Below are 20,713 nucleotides of genomic sequence, written 5' to 3'. Positions count from 1 at the left end.
GAGGCCGACATGCCGTGTTACGACGACCTGGCGGTTCCGTCCGTGCGTCGGAGATGCTGTGTCGCGTGAAGTACGTGTCGAGAGTGCCGCGACCGCCGCTGGACGGGCTGATCGACGACATCTACTTCCTGGAGGGCGCGCCGCCGTACCCCCGGCTGACGCTGCCGCCGATGCCGTCGGCGGTGCTCATCTTCAACCTCGGGGCGCCATTCCGCATCCGCACCGGCACCGGTACCGAGACGGCCGAGTACGCCGACGGCTGCGTGGTCACCATGCCCACCCGCGCCTTCGAGTTCGGCTACCCACCGGGAACCCGGTCGGTCGGCGTCCACTTCAAGCCGTGGGGGCTGGCGCCGTTCCTGCCGATACCCGCGGCCGAGCTGTGCGACCGGCCGGTGACGGTGGAGCAGTTGTGGGGCCGCCCCGCCGTCGCCGAGCTGCAGACCGGCTGACCAGGGCGGCCGGGCCGCACGAGATGCTGGTGTCGCTCGAAGACGAGCTGATGCGACGGCTCCGCGAGACCGCCGGCCTGCGGCTGGTCCGCCACACGAGCGGCGTCATCGCGGCGGCCATGGGAGCGGTGGTGATCGGTGACCTGAGCGTGGCGACCGGCGTCAGCAGCACCCATCTGGCACAGCGGTTCAAGGAGCTCGTCGGCGTCACGCCGAAGCGGCTCGCCCGGACCTACCGCTTCGCCGCCGCCGTGCGCGCGATCGACCCCGCCGGACCGGTCGACTGGGTCGACCTCGCCGGTCGCGCCGGCTACTTCGACCAGGCGCACTTCGGCCACGAGTTCCGGACGTTCACGGGTCTTACACCGACCCGGTACGTCGAGGTCCGCCGGCGGTTCCTGCGCGAACATCCCGGCCATGCGCTCGACGTCGGGCCGCTGCCGGCCGATTGATTTCTTACAAGAGCCGACGACTCACGACACGCCAGTATGGGCACTTTCCCGAGCGGAGGAGAGAGCCCGTGGGCAAGGTGGTCATGTACGGCACGGTGTCGGTGGACGGCTTCATCGCGGACGAGAACGACCAGGTCGGACCGCTGTTCGACTGGATGTCCAGCGGTGACGTCCCGTTGGACGAGACCGGGGAGGCGAAGGTGTCGCAGGCGTCCTACGACTACACCCGGCCGTACTGGGACCAGATCGGAGTGACGATCGTCGGCCGCCACGTCTTCGACATGACGAACGGCTGGGGCGGCTCGCCACCGGCCGGGATCGACCACGTGGTGGTCGTGTCGCACCGGCCGATGCCCGAGGGCTGGAGCGCGGAGGCGCCGTTCCACTTCGTCGACGGCGTCAGGGCCGCCATGGCCAAGGCGCAGGGCCTTGCGGGCGACCGCGTGGTCGAGGTCGCCGCCGGCGACGTCGGCGGCCAGATGCTGGCCGCAGGGCTCGTCGACGAAGTCGCCATGGACGTCGCGCCCGTGGTGTTCGGGTCCGGCAAGCGCTACTTCGGGTCGGTCGACGCACAGCACCTGTTGGAGGATCCTGACGTGGTGAGCCAGGGCGACCGCGTGCTCCACCTGCGCTACCGGATCCGGCGGTGATACCGCCACCGAACTCGACGAGACCCTGCTCGTCGACGTGCGCCGTGAAGTAGGTGCCCATGCCCTTGGTGACGGTGAAATGGCTCGGCATGGGCAGTTCGCGGTCGATGCAGTGCTGCCGGGGGCTTCGGACCCAAGTGAGGCGGCCGTCTCCGGGAGAACGCCGGCGCCGCCGACGGGCCTACTGGGGCGGCAGATCGGTCCACCGGGCGGCGATCACGGCGCCACCCGGGGCCGAGACCGACGCACCGTCAGCGGAGACGAAGAAGTCGGTGTCGGTTATCCGAGAGGTCTTCGGATCGAGGACCAGGTTCGCCTCCTTCTCTCCGCCGAAAGAGATCGACAGGCCTTGCCCGCCCTTCACCGGACCGAGGCTCTTGACGTTCGGATGGGAGGCGATCGCGCGGAACGCGGCAGCGCGGACCTTCGGCGGGGAGGGCGGCTGGGACACCAGGGAGACCAGCCCGTCGAAGACCAGCCGCTCCTGCGTCCTCGCGTCAGGCCGGCCGGCGCTGGTCCTGACGTCACCGCGCTTGAGAGCGTCGGTGATCCATGCCTTCAGCGCCTCCGGCTCGGCCGGCGGCTTCTGGAGCTGCTCGAAGCTCACCGGGGGGCCGCCCAGCCGGAACGGTGCAGGCGCCGCCCTTCGGATTGGTGTACGTGGTCTTGACGTACCAGTAGGCGCCAGAACCCGCCTGCGTCCGTTCCGCAGTGGTCGCGGCCACGAGCAGGACCTGCCGGCCGGACGGCGAGGCCGGCTGGCTCTCATCGCCGACAGGATCCGTCCTCTCCGTTGAACAGCCTCGTGGGCTACTCGGAGCGACTGCCCGCGCCGCTCTTTCGTGGGGAATGTCAGGCGGGGGCGGGGAGGAGTTCGGCTAGTTGGCGTCCGCTTTTTTGCAGGCCTAGAGGGAAGGGGGCGAAGGTCAGGCGGATTGCCTGGTCGGAGCCTGCGATCTCCAGCCTGAGCTTGTAGGTGATGAGGGCTCGGAGGGGGGCCGCTGTTACGGCTTCTCGGGGGAGGTCGGCCAGCAGGTCGCGGGGACCGGGCCTGTTGCGGTCGCCGCCGAAGACCAGGACCCTGCGGTCGGTCACGGCTACGTACGCGCGGCCCTTGTCGAACACGGCCACCATGGCCATACCCCCGCCGGTGACGGCCGCGACCGCTGCGCTGGCCGCGACCGAGGCGGCGATCGAGCCCATGTTCTTCTTGATCGGGACGGTGCCCACCTTCGCGTACAGGGCGTGGACGATCTGCTCACCGGGCGCGATCTGCTCGACCTTGGCCGTCAGTTGTGAGTAGCTCTTGTTCGACACGCCCATGGGGGTCCTCCGAGGGTCCGCGCGTCGGAACGGCTTCGCGATCGTAGCAGGGGCTGGCGCGGGCACCTGGCTGGCGACGGCCGGGGAATAACAACGGCTGCACCGCGTTCTGCGGCTTGGCACACCTACGAACTACCGCCGCAATCGTGACGGCGTTCACCGCGCCGCCCGCGGCATCGTCCTCCTGCGGCTTGGCGATGGTCGGCTGACCCAGCGAACCGGCCCGGGTTCCCGGGGGTGACGGCCGGCTCAGCGCGGAGGAACTTGAGACCCGGGTGGAGAGCGCGCTGAATGCCCGGACGCTCGGCGAGCTGGCCGTGCTCACCGCCGACCTGCCGACCGAGGCCAAAAGGTACTCGTGATCAGGCAGGGGGGCGGCAAGTACGTACAGGAGGGGCGCTGGCTGGTGCTGGCGCGCATCGAGCTTCGCACGCAACTGTGCCGAGTCACCCTCGACTTCACCCACGCGGTGATCACCTCGAACGTCCTGCGGATCGACGCGGACATGGTGCACGGCAAGCTGGTCATCGTCAGCTCGCCGGGCATGGTGATCGACACCGGAGGGCTCAACCGCACCTACTCCAAGCTCAAGGTCCACTCCAAGGATTTCGCCGCCGATGCTCGTCTCCACGTCGAGCTTGCCGGCACGCTCCTGCACGCGAAGGTCATCGAGCGGCGGCCGCGACGCTGAGCGGCGGCGTGATGCGTATGTCTCATGCCTCTCCGCGATCTGCACTCGCGGTGGCGGTGGCGTCTGTGGTCGTGTCGGTCGTGGCGTAGAGCACCTCGCGGGCCTGTTCGGCGGCGCGGGTGATGCTCTCACCGACGAAGTCGAGGAAGCGGGCGGCGTTCTCCAGGCGGACGGCGGCCGGGGTGCCGGCGCCCAGAACGGCGACGCCCTGGCGCGCGGTCTCGACGAACTGGTCATTGTCCCGGGCGCTGCGGATCATCGACTGGTACCACAGGTCGTCGTCGACGACGTAGCGGTCGCGGCGGCGCACGTCGCTTTCCCGGCGGACCAGTTCCATGCTCTCCAGGAAGGTGATCGCTTTGGAGATGGACGCCGGGCTGACCTGGAGGCGGTGGGCGAGTTCGGATGCGGTGAGGCTGCCGCTGTCGGTGGTGTAGAGGCAGGCCAGCACCCGGGCCATCATCTTGGGCAGGCCCGAGGTCATGAGGACGGTGGTGAGCGTCTCCCCGTATTCGGCCACGGCCTGGGCGTCGCGCCCGTAGGGCTGCGCCGCCGCCTGTAGCCCCCCGGGAATGGGCTGCCTGCGCCGGTGGGTGCGCTGCTGGGTGGCGCGGTGGGCCAGCTCTGCCCGGTAGCCGGTGGGGCCGCCGTTGCGCATGACCTCACGCGTGATCGTCGAGGTCGGGCGGTCGAGACGCCTGGCGATCTCGGCGTAGGCCAGGCCGTCGGCGAGCCCTGCCGCGATCTGCTGGCGCTCCTGCTGGGTGAGCCTGCCTCCCGGCATCACGACCCCCTTCCTCATGCCCACGGGCGCCCCCGTGGGTGCTGCTCGGTGTTGCTCGACACCTCGACCATAGCGTTCACCTGCAATGTATTGCAACGGAAGATGGTCTCGTTGTTGCGTTAAACGGCAGGCCGTTGCAATGATTCTGATGCGTTCACCTGCATAGATAGAGTTCTAGAGCAAAGATCTCGTTGTGGGAATCGTGAAAGCAACGTAGCGTTCACGTTGTCAGAAACAACGAGCCGCAAGTGCAAGGAGAACCACGATGAACACCTTCGCCACCCCCGCCCCGATCTCCGCCGTCCTGGACATCCCCGCCGGGCGCGTCCAGGTCATCGCCGCCGACCGGACCGACACCGCGGTCGAGGTCCTGCCCGCCAACGCCTCCAAGAGCCGCGATGTGAAGGCGGCCGAGCAGACCACGGTCGACTACGCCGACGGCGTCCTGCGGATCGCGGCCCCGGTGGGGAAGAACCAGGCCTTCGGCCCGTCGGGGTCCGTCGAGGTGACGGTCAAGCTGCCCGCCGGTTCCCGGGTCGAGGCCAAGACGGGGGCCGCCGAACTGCGGGCCGTCGGCCGCCTCGGCGAGGTCGCCTTCGACGGCGCGTACCGCCAGATCAAGATCGACGAGGCCGCGAGCGTCCGTCTCACCGCGACCGACGGCGACGTCGAGGTCGGCCGGCTGCGCGGCCCCGCGGAGATCAGCACCGCACGGGGCGACATCCGCATCGCCGAGGCCATGGGCGGCACGGTGGTGCTGCGCACCCAGTCCGGCGATATCTCGGTCGCCGCCGCCACCGGAGTCTCCGCCTCCCTGGACGCCGGCACCAGCTACGGCCGCATCACCAACAGCTTGAAGAACGACGGCGCCGCTCAGCTGGACATCCGCGCCACCACCTCCCAGGGCGACATCACCGCCCGCAGCCTCTGACCAGCAGGCCCTGCCCCCAGCCCCCCGAGGAGCATCCATCATGACGAACCTGGCCATCGCGGCGAACGGACTGCGCAAGTCCTACCGCGACAAGAACGGCGAAAAGGTCGTGCTCGACGGCATCGACCTGGCCGTCCCCGAAGGCACCGTCTTCTCCCTGCTCGGCCCCAACGGCGCCGGCAAGACCACCACCGTGCAGATCCTGTCCACGCTGATCCGCCCGGACGGCGGCACCGTCCAGGTCGCGGGGTTCGATCTGGCCCGGCAGGCCGATGATGTGCGCGGCGCGATCGGTGTCACCGGGCAGTACTCGGCCGTCGACAAGCTGCTCACCGGCGAGGAGAACCTGCTGCTGATGGCCGACCTTCGGCACTTGTCTCGCCGAGACGGTAAGCGCAGGGCGGCCGAACTGCTGGAGCGGTTCGACCTGGTGGAGGCGGCCGGCAAGACCGCCTCCACCTACTCCGGCGGCATGCAGCGCCGCCTGGACCTGGCGATGACCCTGGTCGGCGACCCCCGCCTGATCTTCCTGGACGAGCCCACCACCGGCCTGGACCCGCGCAGCCGCCGCTCCATGTACCAGATCATCCGCGACCTGGTCGCCGACGGCGTCACCATCTTCCTGACCACCCAATACCTGGAAGAAGCCGACGAACTCGCCGACCACATCGCCCTGCTGGACCACGGCACGCTGATCGCCCAAGGCACCCCCGAAGAACTCAAACGCCTCATCCCCGGCGGCCACATATCACTGCGGTTCACCGACGACGACTCGCTCAAGACCGCCCTCGACACACTCGGCCAGGGCTTCGTGGACCCCTCCGACGACGACCGGCTCACCCTGCAGATCCCCTCCGACGGCGGCGTCGCCTCACTGCGCGAACTCCTCGCCCGGCTGGACACCGCCGACATCGAACCGGCCGACCTGAGCATCCACACCCCCGACCTCGACGACGTCTTCCTCACCCTCACCGGCCAGCACACCGGCCAGCACACCGACCAGCACACCGACCAGCACACCGACCAGCACACCGGCCAGCACACCGACCAGAACGCCGAGGCCCTCTGATGAGCACCCTCACCCTCGCCGCACGCGACTCCTCCACCATGGTCCGGCGCCAGCTCAAACGCCTGATCCGCTACCCCTCCATGACCATCCAGCTGGTCATCACACCCGTCATCCTGCTGCTGCTGTTCGTCTACGTCTTCGGCGGCACCCTGGGCGCCGGCCTGGGCGGCGGCCGCGGCACCTACGTCAACTACGTCCTGCCCGGCATCCTGCTCATGGCCGTGGCCACAGCCGCCACCGGAACCGCCGTCATGGTCGCCACCGACATGACCGAAGGCATCATCGCCCGCTTCCGCACCATGCGGATCTCCCGCGCCTCGGTCCTGACCGGCCACGTCGTCGGCGCCGTGATCCAGCAACTGCTCGGCATCGCCGTCCTGACCGGTGTCGCCCTGGCCATCGGGTTCCGCCCCAACGCCACCGCCGTCGAATGGCTCGCCGCCGCCGGCCTGCTCACCCTGTTCGCCCTGGCCATCACCTGGCTCGCGGTCGCCCTCGGCCTCAAGGCCCAGACCCCCGAGTCCGCCAGCAACGCCCCCATGCCCCTGATCCTGCTGCCCTTCCTGGGCAGCGGCTTCGTCCCCACCGACTCCATGCCCACCGTGCTGCGCTGGTTCGCCGAATACCAGCCCTTCACCCCGATCATGCAGACCATCCGCGGCCTCCTGCTCGGCAACCCCATCGACAACAACGCCGCAATCGCCACCGCCTGGTGCACCGGCATCGCCATCGTGTCCTACCTCTGGGCCAAGAACACCTTCAACAAGGCCTGACCATGCGCCGGCCGAACAGGGCCGTCAGACCAACAGGTCTGACGGCCCTGAGCCTTTTCCGCCCATCGCACCGAAGACGGACGGGCTCGCGGTCCGGCCGCCGAGCACCACACGCACAAGAAGCATTTCGACCGCAGCGGGTCCAGAATGTAGTCATTCGGGGCGCCGCCGAGGCCAAGGCCGCTGCACGTGCCGCATTCGCAGGCGCCGCGCGAAGGAGTGACCGCCAATGAGAAGTCGCCAGTGGATCCCTTTGGCGACGCGTTGGCTGGTGACCGCTGTGCTGTTCGTCGGGGCGGCGGCTTGCCTGTGGGGTGCCATCGCACAAGGCAGCGCCACCCGCAAGGCCGCCGTGGGGCATGGACGGCCGGGCACCTTCCTGGCTGAGAGTTGGCGGTGCTCGAAGACCTGCCCCTGGCACGGGACCTTCACCGCGGACAGCGGGGGCGAGAACCGAGACATCGAACTGCGGGCGCGGACGAGGAGTCGATCGAGTCCGGTCAGCGGGTGCGCGTGCGCGATGTCGGCCCATTCGGCCTCTGTGCATTTGTCCCGCCGGGCGTCCAGCAACGGATAGCCCGTGGCAAGGTGTGCGACCACCGACCACCGACCACCCTCAGCCACTGCCGATCTCCGAAGGTCTTGGCTCAGGATCGCCGAACCCATGCGCCGTCACGAAGCATTACGCGACGAGCTCTCGCTGTGTGGAAGCTGCGGGGAGGTCGTCCTCCCCGCCGCGGATCGGGACGTCGCCGCCGTCAGGGCGTAGCGCGACCCGTCTTGTCGTCCGAGCGGCAGTCGATCAGTTCGACCCAGGTCTTTCTCCCGGCCCGCTGCGGCGTTCTGGGTGAGAGCGGGGATGGCCACGACTAGCAGGCCGGTCAATGCGGCGGCGCCGCCCAGGCACGGGCTGTGCAGCCACTGGGGCAGCGAGGCCACCCCGTGTACGGCGAGCGCCGTGCAGGTGACGGCGACCGCTGCAAGGCAGTTGGCCATGGCCACGCCCGGACCGAGCAGCCGGCGCCCCCACGATGTCCTCCGGTAACGCCATACCGAGGTCAGACCTACCGCGAGTGAGCCGATGGCGACGGCGGTGGCAACGGTCCCCAGCGTCAGTTCCTGCGCCGCGTACCCGTAGGCCACGGCGATCAGCGCGTTGCCGAATGCGACGCGGAGGATCGCCCCCCACATCGCTCGTTTGAGGTGGCCGAGTTTCAGGCCCTCGGTGATCCCGACCCACGTCATCAAGGTGGCGGCTCCGATGACGCACATGGGGACCGCCGCCAGGAGCGCGTAACCGATCTGCAGGGCGGTCAGTGTGCCGATGATGAGCGCCCCGGCGGCGATGTGCTGGGCGCGTTCCGACTCCGGTGCATGCGTCACCTCTCTCGTTTGCGATGCCGCCCGGACGCTGCGTTCGGGCGGCCGACTGCTTGAGCTGAGCGACGTTGACCGTCCTGGCCACCTGAGAGATCAACGCGAAGATCACGTAAACGGTGAATAAGCAGGTGGCGCGCCTCGCGACTTGTTCGAAGTGATAAGAATCTGTAAAGAGAGGTCGGCGTCGCTCAGGCCAGGAAACACGGGCATACCGATGTAATGGTGGTTCCTGACACTCGGCTTGCCATCTTTGCCGTCTCGGACGGCCCCGAAGACCCTTCTGGTCCGTGCGGTCGCCGACCTGCGATGCCGTCGATCCATGGCATTGCGTTAGGAACGCGTTAAAACCGGTGGTAGGGGCGCTAAGGTCCCGTCAAGTTTTGCCGAATCTCCCCAATTAGGCGCTTTACTCCATGGTGCCCTGGAAGGAACCGGGGCGTGAGGAGCGCTGGGAGGCGGCGATGGAGCGGCTGGAGTCGGCCGCCTGGCCGCTGGCGGGGGGTGTGCTGTGCGCGTTCGTGATCGCGATCGCGCTCAAGGACGCGTCCTGGCCGGCGGGTCTGGCGGTGGTGACCGGGTCCGTGGTCGGCTGGTCGCTGGTGTCGGCGTCCCCTGCCGTCGGCGCTGTCATCGGCGTGGCGGCCTGGGCGTTCGTGACCGGATTCGACGTCGACCGGACGGGTGACCTAGTCGTCACCAGGCCGGGGGACGTCGGCCGGATCCTCGTGCTGGCCGGCGCCGGAGCGGCCGCCGGGGTGGCCGGTGCGCGGATGCGTCGCGTACCGCCCTCCCGTGCCGAGACCGGCTGGCCCGCTCCGCCCGAGGAGTGGTCCGGCGACGGCCTCGATGCCTATCGGTCCATGGCGAGCACGGACGACGAAACAGATCGTCCAGGTACCGCACGCCATGCCATTCCGCTCCAGCGGAACCGGCCGAACTCCCGGCGCGGAGGGCGTCCGAGGCGCCCGGAATTTCGAGAAGGAAAGCAATCATGAGCGACGTGGTGTTCGTTCTGCTGACAGTGGCGATTTTCGTCCTGCTCGGCTTTCTGGTGAAGGGCGTGGAGAAGCTGTGACCGTCGAGAACACGGTCGGGCTCGTGCTGGCCGCGATCCTGACCGTCTTTCTGATCGCCGCACTCTTGTTCCCGGAGCGCTTCTAGATGAATACGACCGTCGCGGGGATCATCTTCATCGGATCCCTCGTACTCGCCCTGGCGGTGGTGTACCGGCCACTGGGCGACTACATGTACCGCGTCTACAGCGGCACGAAGCACTCGCGGGTCGAGCGGGGGATCTACCGGCTGATCGGGGCCGCCCCGGACGCGGAGCAGACCTGGCCCGTCTACGCGCGCAGCGTGCTGTCCTTCTCGGTCATCAGCATCCTGTTCCTGTACGCGCTGCAGCGGCTGCAGAACCATTTGCTGCTGAGCCTGGGCTTCCCGCCGGTCAAGGCGGACCAGGCGTGGAACACCGCGGTCAGCTTCGTCACCAACACCAACTGGCAGTCGTACTCGGGCGAGTCGACGATGGGCCATCTGGTGCAGATGGCCGGTCTGGCGGTGCAGAACTTCGTCTCCGCCGCAGTCGGCATGGCGGTCGCCATCGCGCTGGTGCGGGGCTTCGCCCGCAAACGCACCGACCGGCTCGGCAACTTCTGGGTCGACCTGATCCGCGGCACCCTGCGGATCCTGCTGCCCATCGCGTTCGTGGCGGCCCTCGTCCTGATCGCCGGCGGGCTGGTGCAGAACTTCTGGAACGCCGACGACCATGTGGTCAACACGATCGCCGGCGGGCACCAGGCGCTCACCGGCGGGCCGGTGGCCGGCCAGGAGGCGATCAAGGAACTGGGCACCAACGGCGGCGGCTTCTACAACGCCAACTCCGCCCACCCGTTCGAGAACGCCACCGTCTGGACGAACTGGCTGGAGATCTTCCTGCTGCTGGTCATCTCGTTCTCGCTGCCGCGCACGTTCGGCCGGATGGTCGGCAGCGACAAGCAGGGATACGCGATCGTCTCGGTGATGGCCACGCTGGCGATCACCAGCACCGTGCTCATGCAGGTGTTCCAGCTCATGCACCACGGCACGGTCCCGACCGCCGTCGGCTCGTCGATGGAAGGCGTGGAGGCCCGGTTCGGGGTGTCGAACTCCGGGGCGTTCGCCGCCGGCACGACGCTGACGTCGACGGGCGCGGTGAACTCCTTCCACGACTCCTACACCAGCCTCGGCGGCATGATGACGATGTTCAACATGATGCTCGGCGAGGTCGCGCCCGGCGGCACCGGATCGGGCCTGTACGGGATGCTGATCCTGGCCGTCATCACGGTGTTCGTCGCCGGGCTGATGGTCGGCCGCACCCCCGAGTACCTGGGCAAGAAGATCGGGTCCCGGGAGATCAAGTTCGCCTCGATGTACTTCCTGATCACGCCGATCCTGGTGCTGGTGGGAACGGGCGCGGCGATGGCGGCCGACAGCGGCCGGGCCGGGATGCTGAACCGGGGGCCGCACGGGCTGTCGGAGGTGCTGTACGCGTTCACCTCGGCGTCCAACAACAACGGTTCGGCGTTCGCCGGCCTGACGGTCGACACCGTCTGGTACGACACGGCGCTCGGGCTGTGCATGGCCCTGGGACGGTTCCTGCCGATGATCTTCGTGCTGGCGCTGGCGGGGTCGCTGGCGAAGCAGGGCCGCGCACCCGAGTCCGACGGCACGCTGCCCACGCACCGGCCGCAGTTCGTCGGACTGGTCGTCGGCGTCACCGTCGTCCTCGTCGCGCTCACGTTCCTCCCCGCGCTGGCGCTGGGGCCGCTCGCCGAAGGAATCCATTCATGACAACGCAAACCCTCCAGTCTTCGAGTTCGGCGCCGCAGCCTCCGGAACGCAACGGCGAGAGCAGGGTCCAGGGCGGTCTGCTCGATCCGAAGCAGCTGGTGAAGTCGCTGCCGGATGCAGCGCGCAAGCTCGATCCGCGCACCCTGTGGCGCAACCCGGTGATGTTCATCGTGGAGATCGGCGCGGTGTGGACCACGGTCCTGGCCGGGCTGCATCCGAGCGTGTTCGCCTGGCTGATCGCGGTGTGGCTGTGGCTGACCGTGATCTTCGCCAACCTCGCGGAGGCGGTCGCCGAGGGCCGCGGCAAGGCGCAGGCGGATGCGCTGCGCAAGGCCAAGACCGACGCGGTGGCGCGCCGCCTGCTCGACTGGACGGCCGGGCAGAAGGAGGTCCGCGAGGAGGAGATCGCCGCCCCGGAACTGCGCCAGGGTGACCACGTCGTCGTGGAGGCCGGGCAGATCATTCCCGGTGACGGGGACGTCGTCGAGGGCATCGCCAGCGTGGACGAGTCGGCGATCACCGGCGAGTCCGCCCCGGTCATCCGGGAGTCGGGCGGGGACCGGTCCGCGGTGACCGGCGGGACGAAGGTGCTGTCGGACCGCATCGTCGTGAAGATCACCCAGAAGCCGGGCGAGTCGTTCATCGACCGGATGATCGCGCTGGTGGAGGGCTCCAGCCGGCAGAAGACGCCGAACGAGATCGCCCTCAACATCCTGCTCGCCGCACTCACGATCATCTTCCTGCTGGCCGTGGCGACACTCCAGCCACTGGCGATCTACTCCAAGGGCAACAATCCGGGCGTCGGCAACACCCTCGCGCTGGACACGCACGGCGTCACCGGGATCGTGCTGGTGTCGCTGCTGGTCTGCCTCATCCCCACCACGATCGGGGCACTGCTGTCGGCGATCGGCATCGCCGGCATGGACCGGCTCGTCCAGCGCAACGTCCTGGCGATGTCGGGTCGTGCCGTCGAGGCGGCCGGCGACGTCAACACTCTGCTGCTGGACAAGACCGGGACGATCACGCTCGGCAACCGGCAGGCGGCCGAGTTCCTGCCCATCCAGGACGTCGGCGAGGACGAGCTGGCCGACGCGTCCCAGCTGTCCAGCCTCGCCGACGAGACCCCTGAGGGCCGCTCGGTGGTGGTCCTGGCCAAGCAGCGGTACGGGCTGCGGGAACGTTCACCCGGCGAGCTGACCCACGCGACCTGGGTGCCGTTCTCCGCGCAGACCCGGATGAGCGGCGTCGACCTGGACGAGTCCGGGGACGGCAAGGCCGACCGGATGCTGCGCAAGGGCGCCGCCGGCGCGGTCGCCGACTGGGTCCGCGAGAAAGGCGGAACCGCACCGGCGGAGTTGAGCCGCCTCGTGGACGGCATCTCCGCCTCCGGCGGCACCCCGCTCGTCGTCGGCGAGGTCGCGGACGGCACGGCCAAGGTGCTGGGTGTCATCCACCTCAAGGACGTCGTCAAGGAGGGCATGCGGGAGCGGTTCGACGAGATGCGCCGGATGGGCATCCGCACCGTGATGATCACCGGTGACAACCCGCTGACCGCCAAGGCGATCGCCGACGAGGCGGGCGTGGACGACTTCCTCGCCGAGGCCAAGCCCGAGGACAAGCTCGCGCTGATCCGGCGCGAGCAGGACGGCGGCCGGCTCGTCGCGATGACCGGGGACGGCACCAACGACGCGCCCGCGCTCGCGCAGGCCGACGTCGGCGTCGCCATGAACACCGGCACCTCCGCCGCCAAGGAGGCCGGGAACATGGTCGACCTGGACTCCGACCCGACCAAGCTCATCGAGATCGTGGAGATCGGCAAGCAGTTGCTCATCACCCGCGGCGCCTTGACCACGTTCTCGATCGCCAACGACATCGCCAAGTACTTCGCGATCATCCCGGCGCTGTTCGCCGGCCTGTACCCGGGCCTGGACGCGCTGAACATCATGCGGCTGCACAGCCCGCAGTCGGCGATCCTGGCCGCCGTCGTGTTCAACGCGCTGGTCATCATCGCGCTGATCCCGCTCGCCCTGCGCGGCGTGCGCTACCGGCCCAGCAGCGCGGCCAAGCTGCTGTCGCGCAACCTCTACGTCTACGGGCTCGGCGGCATCGTCGCACCCTTCATCGGGATCAAGGTCATCGACCTGATCATTCGTTTCCTTCCGGGGATGTCCTGATATGCGTTATCCAGCCTGGATTCGGCAGCATCTGGCCGCGCTGCGGGCCCTGCTCGTGCTGACCGTGGTGCTCGGCGTCGTCTACCCGCTCGCCGTGTTCGCGGTCGCGCAGATCCCCGGCCTCAAGCATCGCGCCGACGGGTCGACCGTCTCCCTTCACGGCCGGACGGCCGGCAGCGCGATCATCGGCCAGTCGTTCACCGACAAGGACGGCGACCCGCTCAAGCAGTACTTCCAGAGCCGCCCGTCCAACGCCGGAGACGGCTACGACCCGACCGCCACCGCCGCGAGCAACCTGGGGCCCGAGGACATCGTCGACACGCTTCCCGACCCGAAACTCCTGGCGGCGGGCAAGGAGGACGAGAACGCCGCCCAGAGCCTGCTCACCCAGGTCTGCGAACGCAGCAAGGACGTCGGCGACCTGGAAGGCGTCAGCGGCGCACGTCCGTTCTGCACCCCGGGCGGTGTCGGCGCGGTGCTGGCGGTGTTCGGGCACCGCACAACGGACGGCACCGTCCCGCACCCGACCCGGGTGGTCAGCCTGAACGAGGAACAGGGCGTGGTGAAGGCGCCGTTCGTCGCCACCTACAAGGGCGTGCCGGTCGAGCTCGCCCGGTACGGTGAGGACTACGCCAAGGGCCTGGTCGTCCCCATCAAGGGAGACGCCCCCGCCAAACCGGCCGTCCCGGCCGACGCGGTCACCGCGAGCGGCAGCGGGCTCGACCCGCACATCTCGCCCGCCTACGCCGCGCTGCAGGTCAACCGGGTCGCAAAGGCCCGCGGCATCACCCCGGGCCAGGTGAAGCGGCTGGTCGAGGACAACACCGACGGCCGCGACCTCGGCTTCATGGGTGAACCGCGCGTCAACGTCCTCAAGCTCAACATCGCTCTGGACCGGAAGTATCCGGCCCGCGGCTGACCCCGCGAACGTCCGGCCCGTGGTGAACCGGTGGAGATCGCCTCCGCGGGTTCACCACGGCGGGACGTGGCAACTGGAGGTGTCATGGGGCGCGGCAGAATGCGCATCTATCTCGGTGCGGCGCCCGGCGTCGGCAAGACCTACGCGATGCTCGCCGAAGGCGGCCGCCGCGCCGGACGGGGCACCGACGTGGTGGTCGGCTTCGTGGAGACCCACGGCCGTCCCCGCACCGCCGCGCTCCTGGAAGGGATGGAGGCCGTCCAGCGCAAGACCCTCGCCTACCGCGGGACCACCTTCACCGAGCTGGACACCGATGCCGTCATCGCCCGGCACCCGCAGGTCGCACTGATCGACGAGCTCGCGCACACCAACGTCCCCGGCTCGCGCCACGGCAAGCGGTGGCAGGACGTCGAGCAGATCCTGGACGCCGGGATCGACGTCATCACCACGGTCAACATCCAGCACCTGGAATCGGTGAACGACGTCGTCGAGCAGATCACCGGGGTACCGCAGCGCGAGACCGTGCCGGACGAGGTGGTCCGGCGCGCCGACCAGGTCGAACTGGTCGACATGGCGCCGGAGGCGCTCCGCCGCCGTATGGCGCACGGCAACATCTACGCCCCGGAGAAGATCGACGCCGCGCTCGGCAACTACTTCCGCGTCGGCAACCTCACCGCGCTGCGGGAGCTGGCACTGCTGTGGCTGGCCGACAAGGTCGACGACCAGCTCGACCGCTACCGCGCCGACCACGGCATCGCCGGGACCTGGGAGGCGCGCGAGCGCGTGGTGGTCGCGCTCACCGGCGGGCCCGAGGGCGACACCCTGATCCGCCGCGCCGCCCGCATCGCCGACCGCACCAAGGGCGCCGACCTGCTCGCCGTCCACGTCACCCGCAGCGACGGGCTGACCGACGTGAGCCCGGCGGACCTGACCCGGCAGCGCGCCCTGGTGGAGAGCCTGGGCGGCAGCTACCACCAGGTCGTCGGCTCCAACGTGCCGGACGCGCTGCTGGACTTCGCCCGCGGCGTCAACGCCACCCAGATCGTCCTGGGCGCGTCCCGGCGCGGGCGCGTCGCCCAGCTCTTCTCCCGCGGCATCGGCGTCACCGCGACGGCGCAGTCGGGTCCCATCGACGTGCACCTCGTCACGCATGAGGAGATCGGTCAGGGGCGGCGCTGGGGGGCGCGGCGCGCGGCGGGGCCCCCGTCCGCCCGCCGCACCACGGGCTTCGCGCTGGCCGCGATCGGGCTGCCGCTGCTGACCGTCCTGCTGGTGCACCTGCGCGGGCAGGTGTCGCTGGCCAGCGACATCCTGATCTTCCAGGCCGCGGTGGTCGGGGTGGCACTGCTGGGCGGGCTGTATCCGGCGCTGTTCGCGGCGATCGGCGGCTCCCTGCTGCTCAACTACTACTTCACCCCGCCCATCGGGGAGTTCACCGTCCAGCAGCCCGAGGCGCTGCTCCAGCTAGTCATCTACGTCGTGGTGGGAGTGACGGTCAGCACGATCGTCGACATCACCGCCCACCGCAGCCGGGAGGCCGCGCGGGCCCGCACCGACGCCGAGGTCCTGTCCACCCTCGCCGGGGACATCCTGCGCGGCAAACACGCCTCGATCACCCCCGGACACCCCTACAGCGCCCTCGGCAACATCCTCGAACGGCTCCGCGAGACCTTCGCGCTGACCACCGTCACGCTGCTGGAACGCGCCCCGGACGCGCCGGTGACCCCCGACACCCTCCGCGACCCCGACTGCTGGGGCATCGTGGCCACCGCGGGCGGCGAGCCCTGCACCAGCCCGGACGCCGGTGAGGCCGACATCCTGGTCGAGGACGGCACTCTGTCCTTGGTTCTGCGAGGCCGGACGCTGCCGGCGTCGGACCGCCGGGTGCTGGAGGCGTTCGCCGCCCAGGCCGCCGTCGCGCTGCGCCACGAGCGGCTCGCCGAGACGGCCCGGCAGGTCCGTCCGCTGGAGGCCGCCGACAAGATGCGGACCGCGCTGCTCAACGCCGTCAGTCACGACCTGCGCACCCCCCTCGCCTCAGCCAAGGCCGCCGTCGAGAGCCTGCGCAGCCCCGACGTCGCATGGAGCATCGAGGACCAGGACGAGCTCGTCGCCACCGCCGCCGAATCCCTGGCCAGGCTTGAGCACCTTGTGGCCAACCTGCTGGACATGAGCCGCCTGCAGGCCGGATCGCTCGGCATCTCCCCGCGCCGGGTCGCCGCCGAGGACGTCGTCCCCCGCGCCATCACCGACAACGACCGGGACGCCGTCGAGATCCACATCCCCGAGGGCCTGCCGGAGATGGTCGCCGACCCGGCACTGCTGGAACGCGTCCTGGCCAACCTCATCGCCAACGCCGTCCGCTTCAACCCGCCGGGCGAACCCGCCGTCGTCACCGCCAGCGCCCACGGAGACCGGCTCGAACTGCGCGTCATCGACCGCGGCCCCGGCATCCCGGCCGCCGACCGCGACCGCGTCTTCCAGCCGTTCCAGCGCCTCGGCGACCGCGACAACGAAACCGGCGTCGGCCTCGGCCTGGCCCTCGCCCGCGGGCTCGCCGAGGCCATGGACGGCGACATCACCCCCGAGGAGACCCCGGGCGGCGGGCTCACCATGATCCTCACCATGCCGATCCGCCGCCCGCACACCCCGTCCGACGACCCCCCGGGGACGAGTGGCGCGCCCGCTGCCCTGACGCCCGACTTGGCGGAGGGTGCGGCCGCGGACGTCCCGGAATCCGATCTCGCCGACCCCCTGATCATCGACCGCGTCGCGGCATGGCGCGACCGCATCGGCCACGGCAACGACCGCCCACCCGCCGACCAGCAGAGACGCGACCGCGACTGAGCATCACCGGGCGCCGCGATCGCCGCCGCAGAGCAACAAGCCGGTTGCGGTCGGCGCCGAGACCGCCCAGGCTGCAGGCATGGCGCATGGCACGGTCAAGTTCTTCAAACCCGAGAAGGGCTGGGGGGCGATCTCGTCCCCGGAACTGCCCGAGGGGTTCGACGCATGGGTGCACTTCAGCGTGATCGAGATGGACGGCTTCCGGATCCTGGAGGCCGGTGACCGCGTCGAGTTCGACTACGAAGCCGCCCAGCAGGACAGCTTCCGATTCCGGGCGACCCGCGTCCGCGGACTCGTGTGATCGAGGCCCCACCGGAATGGTGGAAAGGCTGCTCTGGAATCGCCCCAATTCCCTTTCTGTGCTAAAAGCGTGTTAAGAAAGGAGCAATTCCCTCGTAACCGTCATTAGCACCTGGTTGTTCGGGGTTCGTGCGGTGAGGGTGAGGGGTCTTGGGGGACGTCGACCGTTGCGCCTGGCCGGGATGCACGGGGACCGTTCAGGACGGCTATTGCGACGCTTGCGGTGCGGCCCCGCGCAGCGCTCCGGCGGCGTCCGCGACCTCGTCCGGGGCGGCCGGTCGGACGGCAGGAAGGACCAGCGGGTCTTCGCGGTCGCGTCGTATCGGGTCGGGGCGGTCCCGGGGCCAGCGGGTCGAGCGGACGGTCGCGGCGCGGGATGCTGGGGGCCGGGCCGGTCGAGGTGCCGCCGTGCCGTACCGGGACCCGCCGTAGGCGATCATGGCGGACCCGCAGGTCCCCGAGCACAGGCGGTTCTGCAACGCCTGCGGTGAGCCGGTGGGGCGCGGCCGCAACGGGCGCCCCGGCCGCACCGAGGGCTTCCGCCCCAAATGCGGGGCCGCCTATTCCTGCCGCATCCGGGCACTGACCGGTGCGGGGCTCGTCCTCGTCCTGACGCTCGGCCTAGTCTCCGGCATCGCCGCCACCGGGCTGCGCGGCGGGCTGCACCGGATCGGACAGCAGGAGGGGCCACAGGTCGTGGCCACCTCCGACCTGTACTTCGACGGCTGAGCACGTCCAACCAGCGCGGCGCCGGTGGTCCTGGACGGGCTCGGCGAGCCACTGGACGCGCGGCATGGGGCGTCGAAGGGCCCGGCATTAGGAGGGCGTCAAGGTTCGCGGCGGAGGCGTCAATATCGCGTAGGTATCCGCGACTTCCGCCCGATCGCCTCGTAAGTTCGGCCGTGTGGACACCGTAGCAGCGAAAAGCCGCGCGTCCACCCCATCTGAAACCGCTGCAAACAGCCGACAAAGCGCGGAGGCCCGCGATGAATGATCGCCTGGAATCGGCCGCCTGGTCGCTGACCGGCGGCGCATTGTGCGCATTCTTGCTGTCCGTCGTCCTCAAGGACGCGGACTGGCGGATCGGCCTCACTGCCGTGGCGGTGTCGGTCGCCGGCTGGGCACTGCTGTCATCGCCTCTCGTCGGAGCGGTGCTCGGGTTGATCGGCTGGCTTTTCGTGACCGGCTTCGACATCGCCAAGGACGGCGATCTGGCCTTCAGCGGAATGGCCGACCTGGTCCGAGGCGGCGCGCTCATCGGCGCGGGCCTCGCCGCAGGCGCCATCGGACGGCTGGTCACGGCCGCCCGGGCAGCCGCGAACGCGGATCGCCGCGCCGGCTCGGGGAGCCGGTCGACCGTCCCACCACCCGAGCGCGCCATGCCCTCGGAAACCTTCTCCGTGCCGGACGACTGGCACGAGCCGTTCAGTGCAGCACCCCCGACGGTCGGTGACCGCTCGACGCCCGGCCCCGAGGACCGCCTGGACGGCCGCACCGAACGGCCGGCGGAGACGGTCCCGCGGCAGGGAAGCCGCCGGGTCGGCAAGGCCGAGCGTGGCCACGAGATTCACCAGAGGTGACAAATGCATCTGCCCATCCCCTCACCAGGCCCGACTGGGACACGCTGGGGTGAGTGCGCATGACACGCGTGCTGGTGGTCGACGACTCGCCGCAGATCCTGGCCACCCTGCGCCTCAACCTGCGGGCACGCCACTACGAGGTCCAGGTCGCCCCGAACGGCGCCGGCGCCCTCACCGGCACCGCGGAATGGCACCCCGACCTGGTCATCCTCGACCTCGGGCTGCCCGACCTTGACGGTGTCGAGGTCATCCGCGGACTGCGCGGCTGGACCGAGGTCCCGATCATCGTGCTGTCCGGCCGGGCCGGCAGCGCCGACAAGGTCGACGCCCTCGACGCCGGCGCCGACGACTACGTCACCAAGCCGTTCGGCGTCGACGAACTCCTGGCCCGCATCCGCGCGATCACCCGCCGCGTCCCCGCGGACGACGCCCCGTCCGTGGTGGAGGTGGGCCGCCACTCCGTCGACCTCGCCGGGAAGATCGTCTACGGGCCCGCCGAGACGCGGGTGCACCTCACACCCACCGAGTGGGGACTGCTGGAGATGCTGCTGCGCAACCCCGGCAAGCTGATCTCGCAGCGCCGGATCCTCGCCGAGGTGTGGAGTCCGAACCACGTCGCCGAGACGAACTACCTACGCGTCTACATGGCGGCCCTGCGCCGGAAGCTGGAAGACGACCCCTCACGTCCGCGGCACCTCATCACCGAGCCCGGCATGGGCTACCGCTTCGAACCCTGACACCCAAACCCAACCCGATCACGCCACCTAGCAGGAGAACACATGCCCGACCCCCTCGCCGGTGCCGTGACGGACGCGGCCGACGCCGCCGAGGAGCCTCCTGATCCCGGTGACCGGTATCGGCTGAGCGTCATCGGCGGCCTGGCCGCCCTGTCGCTGGACGCGATGGCGTCGGTGGCCAACGGCCCCGAGGCGATCGTGCTGGTCCTGGCGCTCGCCGGTGGAGCGGGCACCGCCAGATGATCGCCGCGTTCCCCGAGGGCGGCGTCGCCTCCGGCGTCGCCAAGAAGCATCTCGCCCGCCGCCCAAACGCACGGCCTGCAGACCATCGGCGCACTCCTCCTGCTCAAGGCCTTCGCCAACGGCCGCGCCGCACTCACCTCGCCGCGACATCGACGCCGTCGTCTGCCGCCTCCGCTTCCGCCTGGCGGCACTGCCCGAACGCGGCGCACCGCGCACGCCGGCCCGCACACCGACCGTGACCACCTGACCAGGGGGAGAAGATGAACCTGTTGATCGGCCTGCTCCTCGTCGTGACGGGCATCGCCCTTGCCCGATGGTCGCCGCACCTTCTGCGCGCGCGGACCGCCACGGCAGGACAAGACGAACCTGCGCATCCGAACCCGTCGGAGTCGTGGATGTTCGCCGCGGGTCTCGGCTTGGTCGCCGTCGGCTTGGCGGCCCTCAACATCGAACCCGCGGACGTACTGCTCGCGCTCGTCCTGCCTGGCGTGCTCCTGTGCACCGGCCTCGCCGCCATCGGACTCGTCCTCGACCGAGCCGGAAGGCGCCACGGCCGCTGATCTCGGGGCCGCGACC

At 69.9% G+C, this 20,713-nt stretch carries 23 protein-coding genes and 1 pseudogene; 20 read left to right on the top strand and 4 right to left on the bottom strand.

Annotation, left to right across the window (positions count from 1 at the left end; all coding sequences use genetic code 11):
* Positions 1-65 precede the first annotated feature (65 nt).
* The 3 genes from ACQPZP_RS41580 to ACQPZP_RS41570 all read left to right on the top strand — a co-directional run bounded on the left by ACQPZP_RS41580 (position 66) and on the right by ACQPZP_RS41570 (position 1,554).
* Positions 66-452, top strand: a complete 387-nt coding sequence (locus ACQPZP_RS41580) for a DUF6597 domain-containing transcriptional factor (RefSeq protein WP_433475094.1) — start codon at positions 66-68, stop codon at positions 450-452.
* A 29-nt stretch (positions 453-481) separates the two neighbouring features.
* Positions 482-904: a helix-turn-helix domain-containing protein gene (locus ACQPZP_RS41575; protein WP_433475093.1), complete on the top strand. Its 423-nt coding sequence runs from the start codon at positions 482-484 to the stop codon at positions 902-904.
* Positions 905-972: 68 nt separating this feature from the next.
* A complete protein-coding gene (locus tag ACQPZP_RS41570; protein WP_433475092.1) occupies positions 973-1,554 on the top strand; it encodes a dihydrofolate reductase family protein in 582 nt (193 codons plus the stop codon).
* 181 nt (positions 1,555-1,735) lie between these two features.
* On the opposite strand, the gene ACQPZP_RS41565 is transcribed toward ACQPZP_RS41570, so the two are convergent.
* Positions 1,736-2,161: a hypothetical protein gene (locus tag ACQPZP_RS41565; RefSeq protein WP_433475091.1), complete on the bottom strand. Its 426-nt coding sequence runs from the start codon at positions 2,159-2,161 to the stop codon at positions 1,736-1,738.
* Positions 2,162-2,406: 245 nt separating this feature from the next.
* Entirely contained in the window at positions 2,407-2,877 is a 471-nt protein-coding gene (locus ACQPZP_RS41560; protein ID WP_433475090.1) for a hypothetical protein, read from the bottom strand.
* A gap of 248 nt (positions 2,878-3,125) precedes the next feature.
* Between ACQPZP_RS41560 and ACQPZP_RS41555 the strand changes: the two are divergent.
* Both ACQPZP_RS41555 and ACQPZP_RS41550 read left to right on the top strand, forming a co-directional pair.
* Positions 3,126-3,239 (top strand): annotated as a pseudogene (locus ACQPZP_RS41555) (DUF1707 domain-containing protein); the annotation flags it as partial.
* On the top strand, positions 3,236-3,568 hold the full coding sequence (locus tag ACQPZP_RS41550) for a hypothetical protein (protein WP_433475089.1): 333 nt from the start codon (positions 3,236-3,238) through the stop codon (positions 3,566-3,568). The pseudogene ACQPZP_RS41555 and the gene ACQPZP_RS41550, both read left to right, overlap by 4 nt.
* A 22-nt stretch (positions 3,569-3,590) precedes the next feature.
* On the opposite strand, the gene ACQPZP_RS41545 is transcribed toward ACQPZP_RS41550, so the two are convergent.
* Complete coding sequence (locus ACQPZP_RS41545) at positions 3,591-4,352, bottom strand: helix-turn-helix domain-containing protein (RefSeq protein WP_433475088.1); 762 nt, start codon at positions 4,350-4,352, stop codon at positions 3,591-3,593.
* Between the two features lie 265 nt (positions 4,353-4,617).
* On the opposite strand from ACQPZP_RS41545, the gene ACQPZP_RS41540 reads away from it, so the two are divergent.
* Genes ACQPZP_RS41540 through ACQPZP_RS41530 form a run of 3 tightly spaced genes read left to right on the top strand, consistent with a single transcriptional unit; the run spans position 4,618 to position 7,125 of the window.
* Positions 4,618-5,283, top strand: coding sequence for a DUF4097 family beta strand repeat-containing protein (locus ACQPZP_RS41540; RefSeq protein ID WP_433475087.1), 666 nt, complete (start codon positions 4,618-4,620; stop codon positions 5,281-5,283).
* Positions 5,284-5,323: 40 nt separating this feature from the next.
* The gene (locus tag ACQPZP_RS41535; RefSeq protein WP_433475086.1) at positions 5,324-6,352 is read left to right on the top strand and encodes an ATP-binding cassette domain-containing protein; all 1,029 of its coding nucleotides are present in this window, start codon (positions 5,324-5,326) and stop codon (positions 6,350-6,352) included.
* Entirely contained in the window at positions 6,352-7,125 is a 774-nt protein-coding gene (locus ACQPZP_RS41530; protein ID WP_433475085.1) for an ABC transporter permease, read from the top strand. Before ACQPZP_RS41535 ends, ACQPZP_RS41530 begins: the two co-directional genes overlap by 1 nt.
* Positions 7,126-7,797: 672 nt before the next feature.
* Here the strand turns inward: ACQPZP_RS41530 and ACQPZP_RS41525 are convergent.
* A complete protein-coding gene (locus ACQPZP_RS41525) occupies positions 7,798-8,508 on the bottom strand; it encodes a hypothetical protein (RefSeq protein ID WP_433475084.1) in 711 nt (236 codons plus the stop codon).
* Between the two features lie 410 nt (positions 8,509-8,918).
* Here ACQPZP_RS41525 and ACQPZP_RS41520 point away from each other — a divergent pair, with 410 nt between their 5' ends.
* From ACQPZP_RS41520 to ACQPZP_RS41465, 12 genes are all read left to right on the top strand, one after another.
* Positions 8,919-9,500, top strand: a complete 582-nt coding sequence (locus ACQPZP_RS41520; RefSeq protein WP_433475083.1) for a hypothetical protein — start codon at positions 8,919-8,921, stop codon at positions 9,498-9,500.
* Positions 9,501-9,576: 76 nt separating this feature from the next.
* Positions 9,577-9,666, top strand: coding sequence for a K(+)-transporting ATPase subunit F (gene kdpF, locus ACQPZP_RS41515; protein WP_433475082.1), 90 nt, complete (start codon positions 9,577-9,579; stop codon positions 9,664-9,666).
* The gene (gene kdpA, locus ACQPZP_RS41510; RefSeq protein WP_433475081.1) at positions 9,667-11,337 is read left to right on the top strand and encodes a potassium-transporting ATPase subunit KdpA; all 1,671 of its coding nucleotides are present in this window, start codon (positions 9,667-9,669) and stop codon (positions 11,335-11,337) included.
* Positions 11,334-13,511, top strand: a complete 2,178-nt coding sequence (gene kdpB / locus ACQPZP_RS41505) for a potassium-transporting ATPase subunit KdpB (RefSeq protein ID WP_433475080.1) — start codon at positions 11,334-11,336, stop codon at positions 13,509-13,511. The genes kdpA and kdpB overlap by 4 nt, the downstream gene beginning before the upstream one ends.
* A gap of 1 nt (position 13,512) precedes the next feature.
* A complete protein-coding gene (locus tag ACQPZP_RS41500) occupies positions 13,513-14,430 on the top strand; it encodes a potassium-transporting ATPase subunit C (RefSeq protein WP_433475079.1) in 918 nt (305 codons plus the stop codon).
* 84 nt (positions 14,431-14,514) lie between these two features.
* Positions 14,515-17,277 carry an ATP-binding protein gene (locus ACQPZP_RS41495; protein ID WP_433475078.1) on the top strand — a complete coding sequence of 921 codons (2,763 nt, stop codon included), beginning with the start codon at positions 14,515-14,517 and terminating at the stop codon, positions 17,275-17,277.
* A gap of 79 nt (positions 17,278-17,356) precedes the next feature.
* A complete protein-coding gene (locus ACQPZP_RS41490; protein WP_433475077.1) occupies positions 17,357-17,578 on the top strand; it encodes a cold-shock protein in 222 nt (73 codons plus the stop codon).
* A gap of 437 nt (positions 17,579-18,015) precedes the next feature.
* Complete coding sequence (locus ACQPZP_RS41485) at positions 18,016-18,306, top strand: serine/threonine protein kinase (protein WP_433475076.1); 291 nt, start codon at positions 18,016-18,018, stop codon at positions 18,304-18,306.
* A 257-nt stretch (positions 18,307-18,563) separates the two neighbouring features.
* Positions 18,564-19,157 (top strand): hypothetical protein, encoded by a 594-nt coding sequence (locus ACQPZP_RS41480; protein WP_433475075.1) that lies wholly within the window; start codon positions 18,564-18,566, stop codon positions 19,155-19,157.
* A 59-nt stretch (positions 19,158-19,216) separates the two neighbouring features.
* Positions 19,217-19,894 (top strand): response regulator, encoded by a 678-nt coding sequence (locus ACQPZP_RS41475; protein ID WP_433475074.1) that lies wholly within the window; start codon positions 19,217-19,219, stop codon positions 19,892-19,894.
* A 42-nt stretch (positions 19,895-19,936) separates the two neighbouring features.
* Entirely contained in the window at positions 19,937-20,137 is a 201-nt protein-coding gene (locus ACQPZP_RS41470) for a hypothetical protein (RefSeq protein WP_433475073.1), read from the top strand.
* 260 nt (positions 20,138-20,397) lie between these two features.
* A complete protein-coding gene (locus ACQPZP_RS41465; RefSeq protein ID WP_433475072.1) occupies positions 20,398-20,697 on the top strand; it encodes a hypothetical protein in 300 nt (99 codons plus the stop codon).
* Positions 20,698-20,713: the final 16 nt, after the last annotated feature.

Origin of the sequence: Spirillospora sp. CA-142024 (genome assembly GCF_050942325.1) — a bacterium.
GTDB lineage: Bacteria > Actinomycetota > Actinomycetes > Streptosporangiales > Streptosporangiaceae > Spirillospora.
This window is presented reverse-complemented; position numbering and strand designations above follow the sequence as displayed.

Bases quoted from the DNA above. Each gene is read 5' to 3' on its own strand.
- ACQPZP_RS41560 (WP_433475090.1), bottom strand. From the start codon at position 2,877: ATGGGCGTGTCGAACAAGAGCTACTCACAACTGACGGCCAAGGTCGAG.
- ACQPZP_RS41545 (WP_433475088.1), bottom strand. From the start codon at position 4,352: ATGCCGGGAGGCAGGCTCACCCAGCAGGAGCGCCAGCAGATCGCGGCA.
- ACQPZP_RS41540 (WP_433475087.1), top strand. From the start codon at position 4,618: ATGAACACCTTCGCCACCCCCGCCCCGATCTCCGCCGTCCTGGACATC.
- ACQPZP_RS41535 (WP_433475086.1), top strand. From the start codon at position 5,324: ATGACGAACCTGGCCATCGCGGCGAACGGACTGCGCAAGTCCTACCGC.
- ACQPZP_RS41530 (WP_433475085.1), top strand. From the start codon at position 6,352: ATGAGCACCCTCACCCTCGCCGCACGCGACTCCTCCACCATGGTCCGG.
- ACQPZP_RS41520 (WP_433475083.1), top strand. From the start codon at position 8,919: ATGGTGCCCTGGAAGGAACCGGGGCGTGAGGAGCGCTGGGAGGCGGCG.
- kdpA (WP_433475081.1), top strand. From the start codon at position 9,667: ATGAATACGACCGTCGCGGGGATCATCTTCATCGGATCCCTCGTACTC.
- kdpB (WP_433475080.1), top strand. From the start codon at position 11,334: ATGACAACGCAAACCCTCCAGTCTTCGAGTTCGGCGCCGCAGCCTCCG.
- ACQPZP_RS41500 (WP_433475079.1), top strand. From the start codon at position 13,513: ATGCGTTATCCAGCCTGGATTCGGCAGCATCTGGCCGCGCTGCGGGCC.
- ACQPZP_RS41495 (WP_433475078.1), top strand. From the start codon at position 14,515: ATGGGGCGCGGCAGAATGCGCATCTATCTCGGTGCGGCGCCCGGCGTC.
- ACQPZP_RS41490 (WP_433475077.1), top strand. From the start codon at position 17,357: ATGGCGCATGGCACGGTCAAGTTCTTCAAACCCGAGAAGGGCTGGGGG.
- ACQPZP_RS41485 (WP_433475076.1), top strand. From the start codon at position 18,016: ATGGCGGACCCGCAGGTCCCCGAGCACAGGCGGTTCTGCAACGCCTGC.
- ACQPZP_RS41480 (WP_433475075.1), top strand. From the start codon at position 18,564: ATGAATGATCGCCTGGAATCGGCCGCCTGGTCGCTGACCGGCGGCGCA.
- ACQPZP_RS41475 (WP_433475074.1), top strand. From the start codon at position 19,217: ATGACACGCGTGCTGGTGGTCGACGACTCGCCGCAGATCCTGGCCACC.
- ACQPZP_RS41470 (WP_433475073.1), top strand. From the start codon at position 19,937: ATGCCCGACCCCCTCGCCGGTGCCGTGACGGACGCGGCCGACGCCGCC.
- ACQPZP_RS41465 (WP_433475072.1), top strand. From the start codon at position 20,398: ATGAACCTGTTGATCGGCCTGCTCCTCGTCGTGACGGGCATCGCCCTT.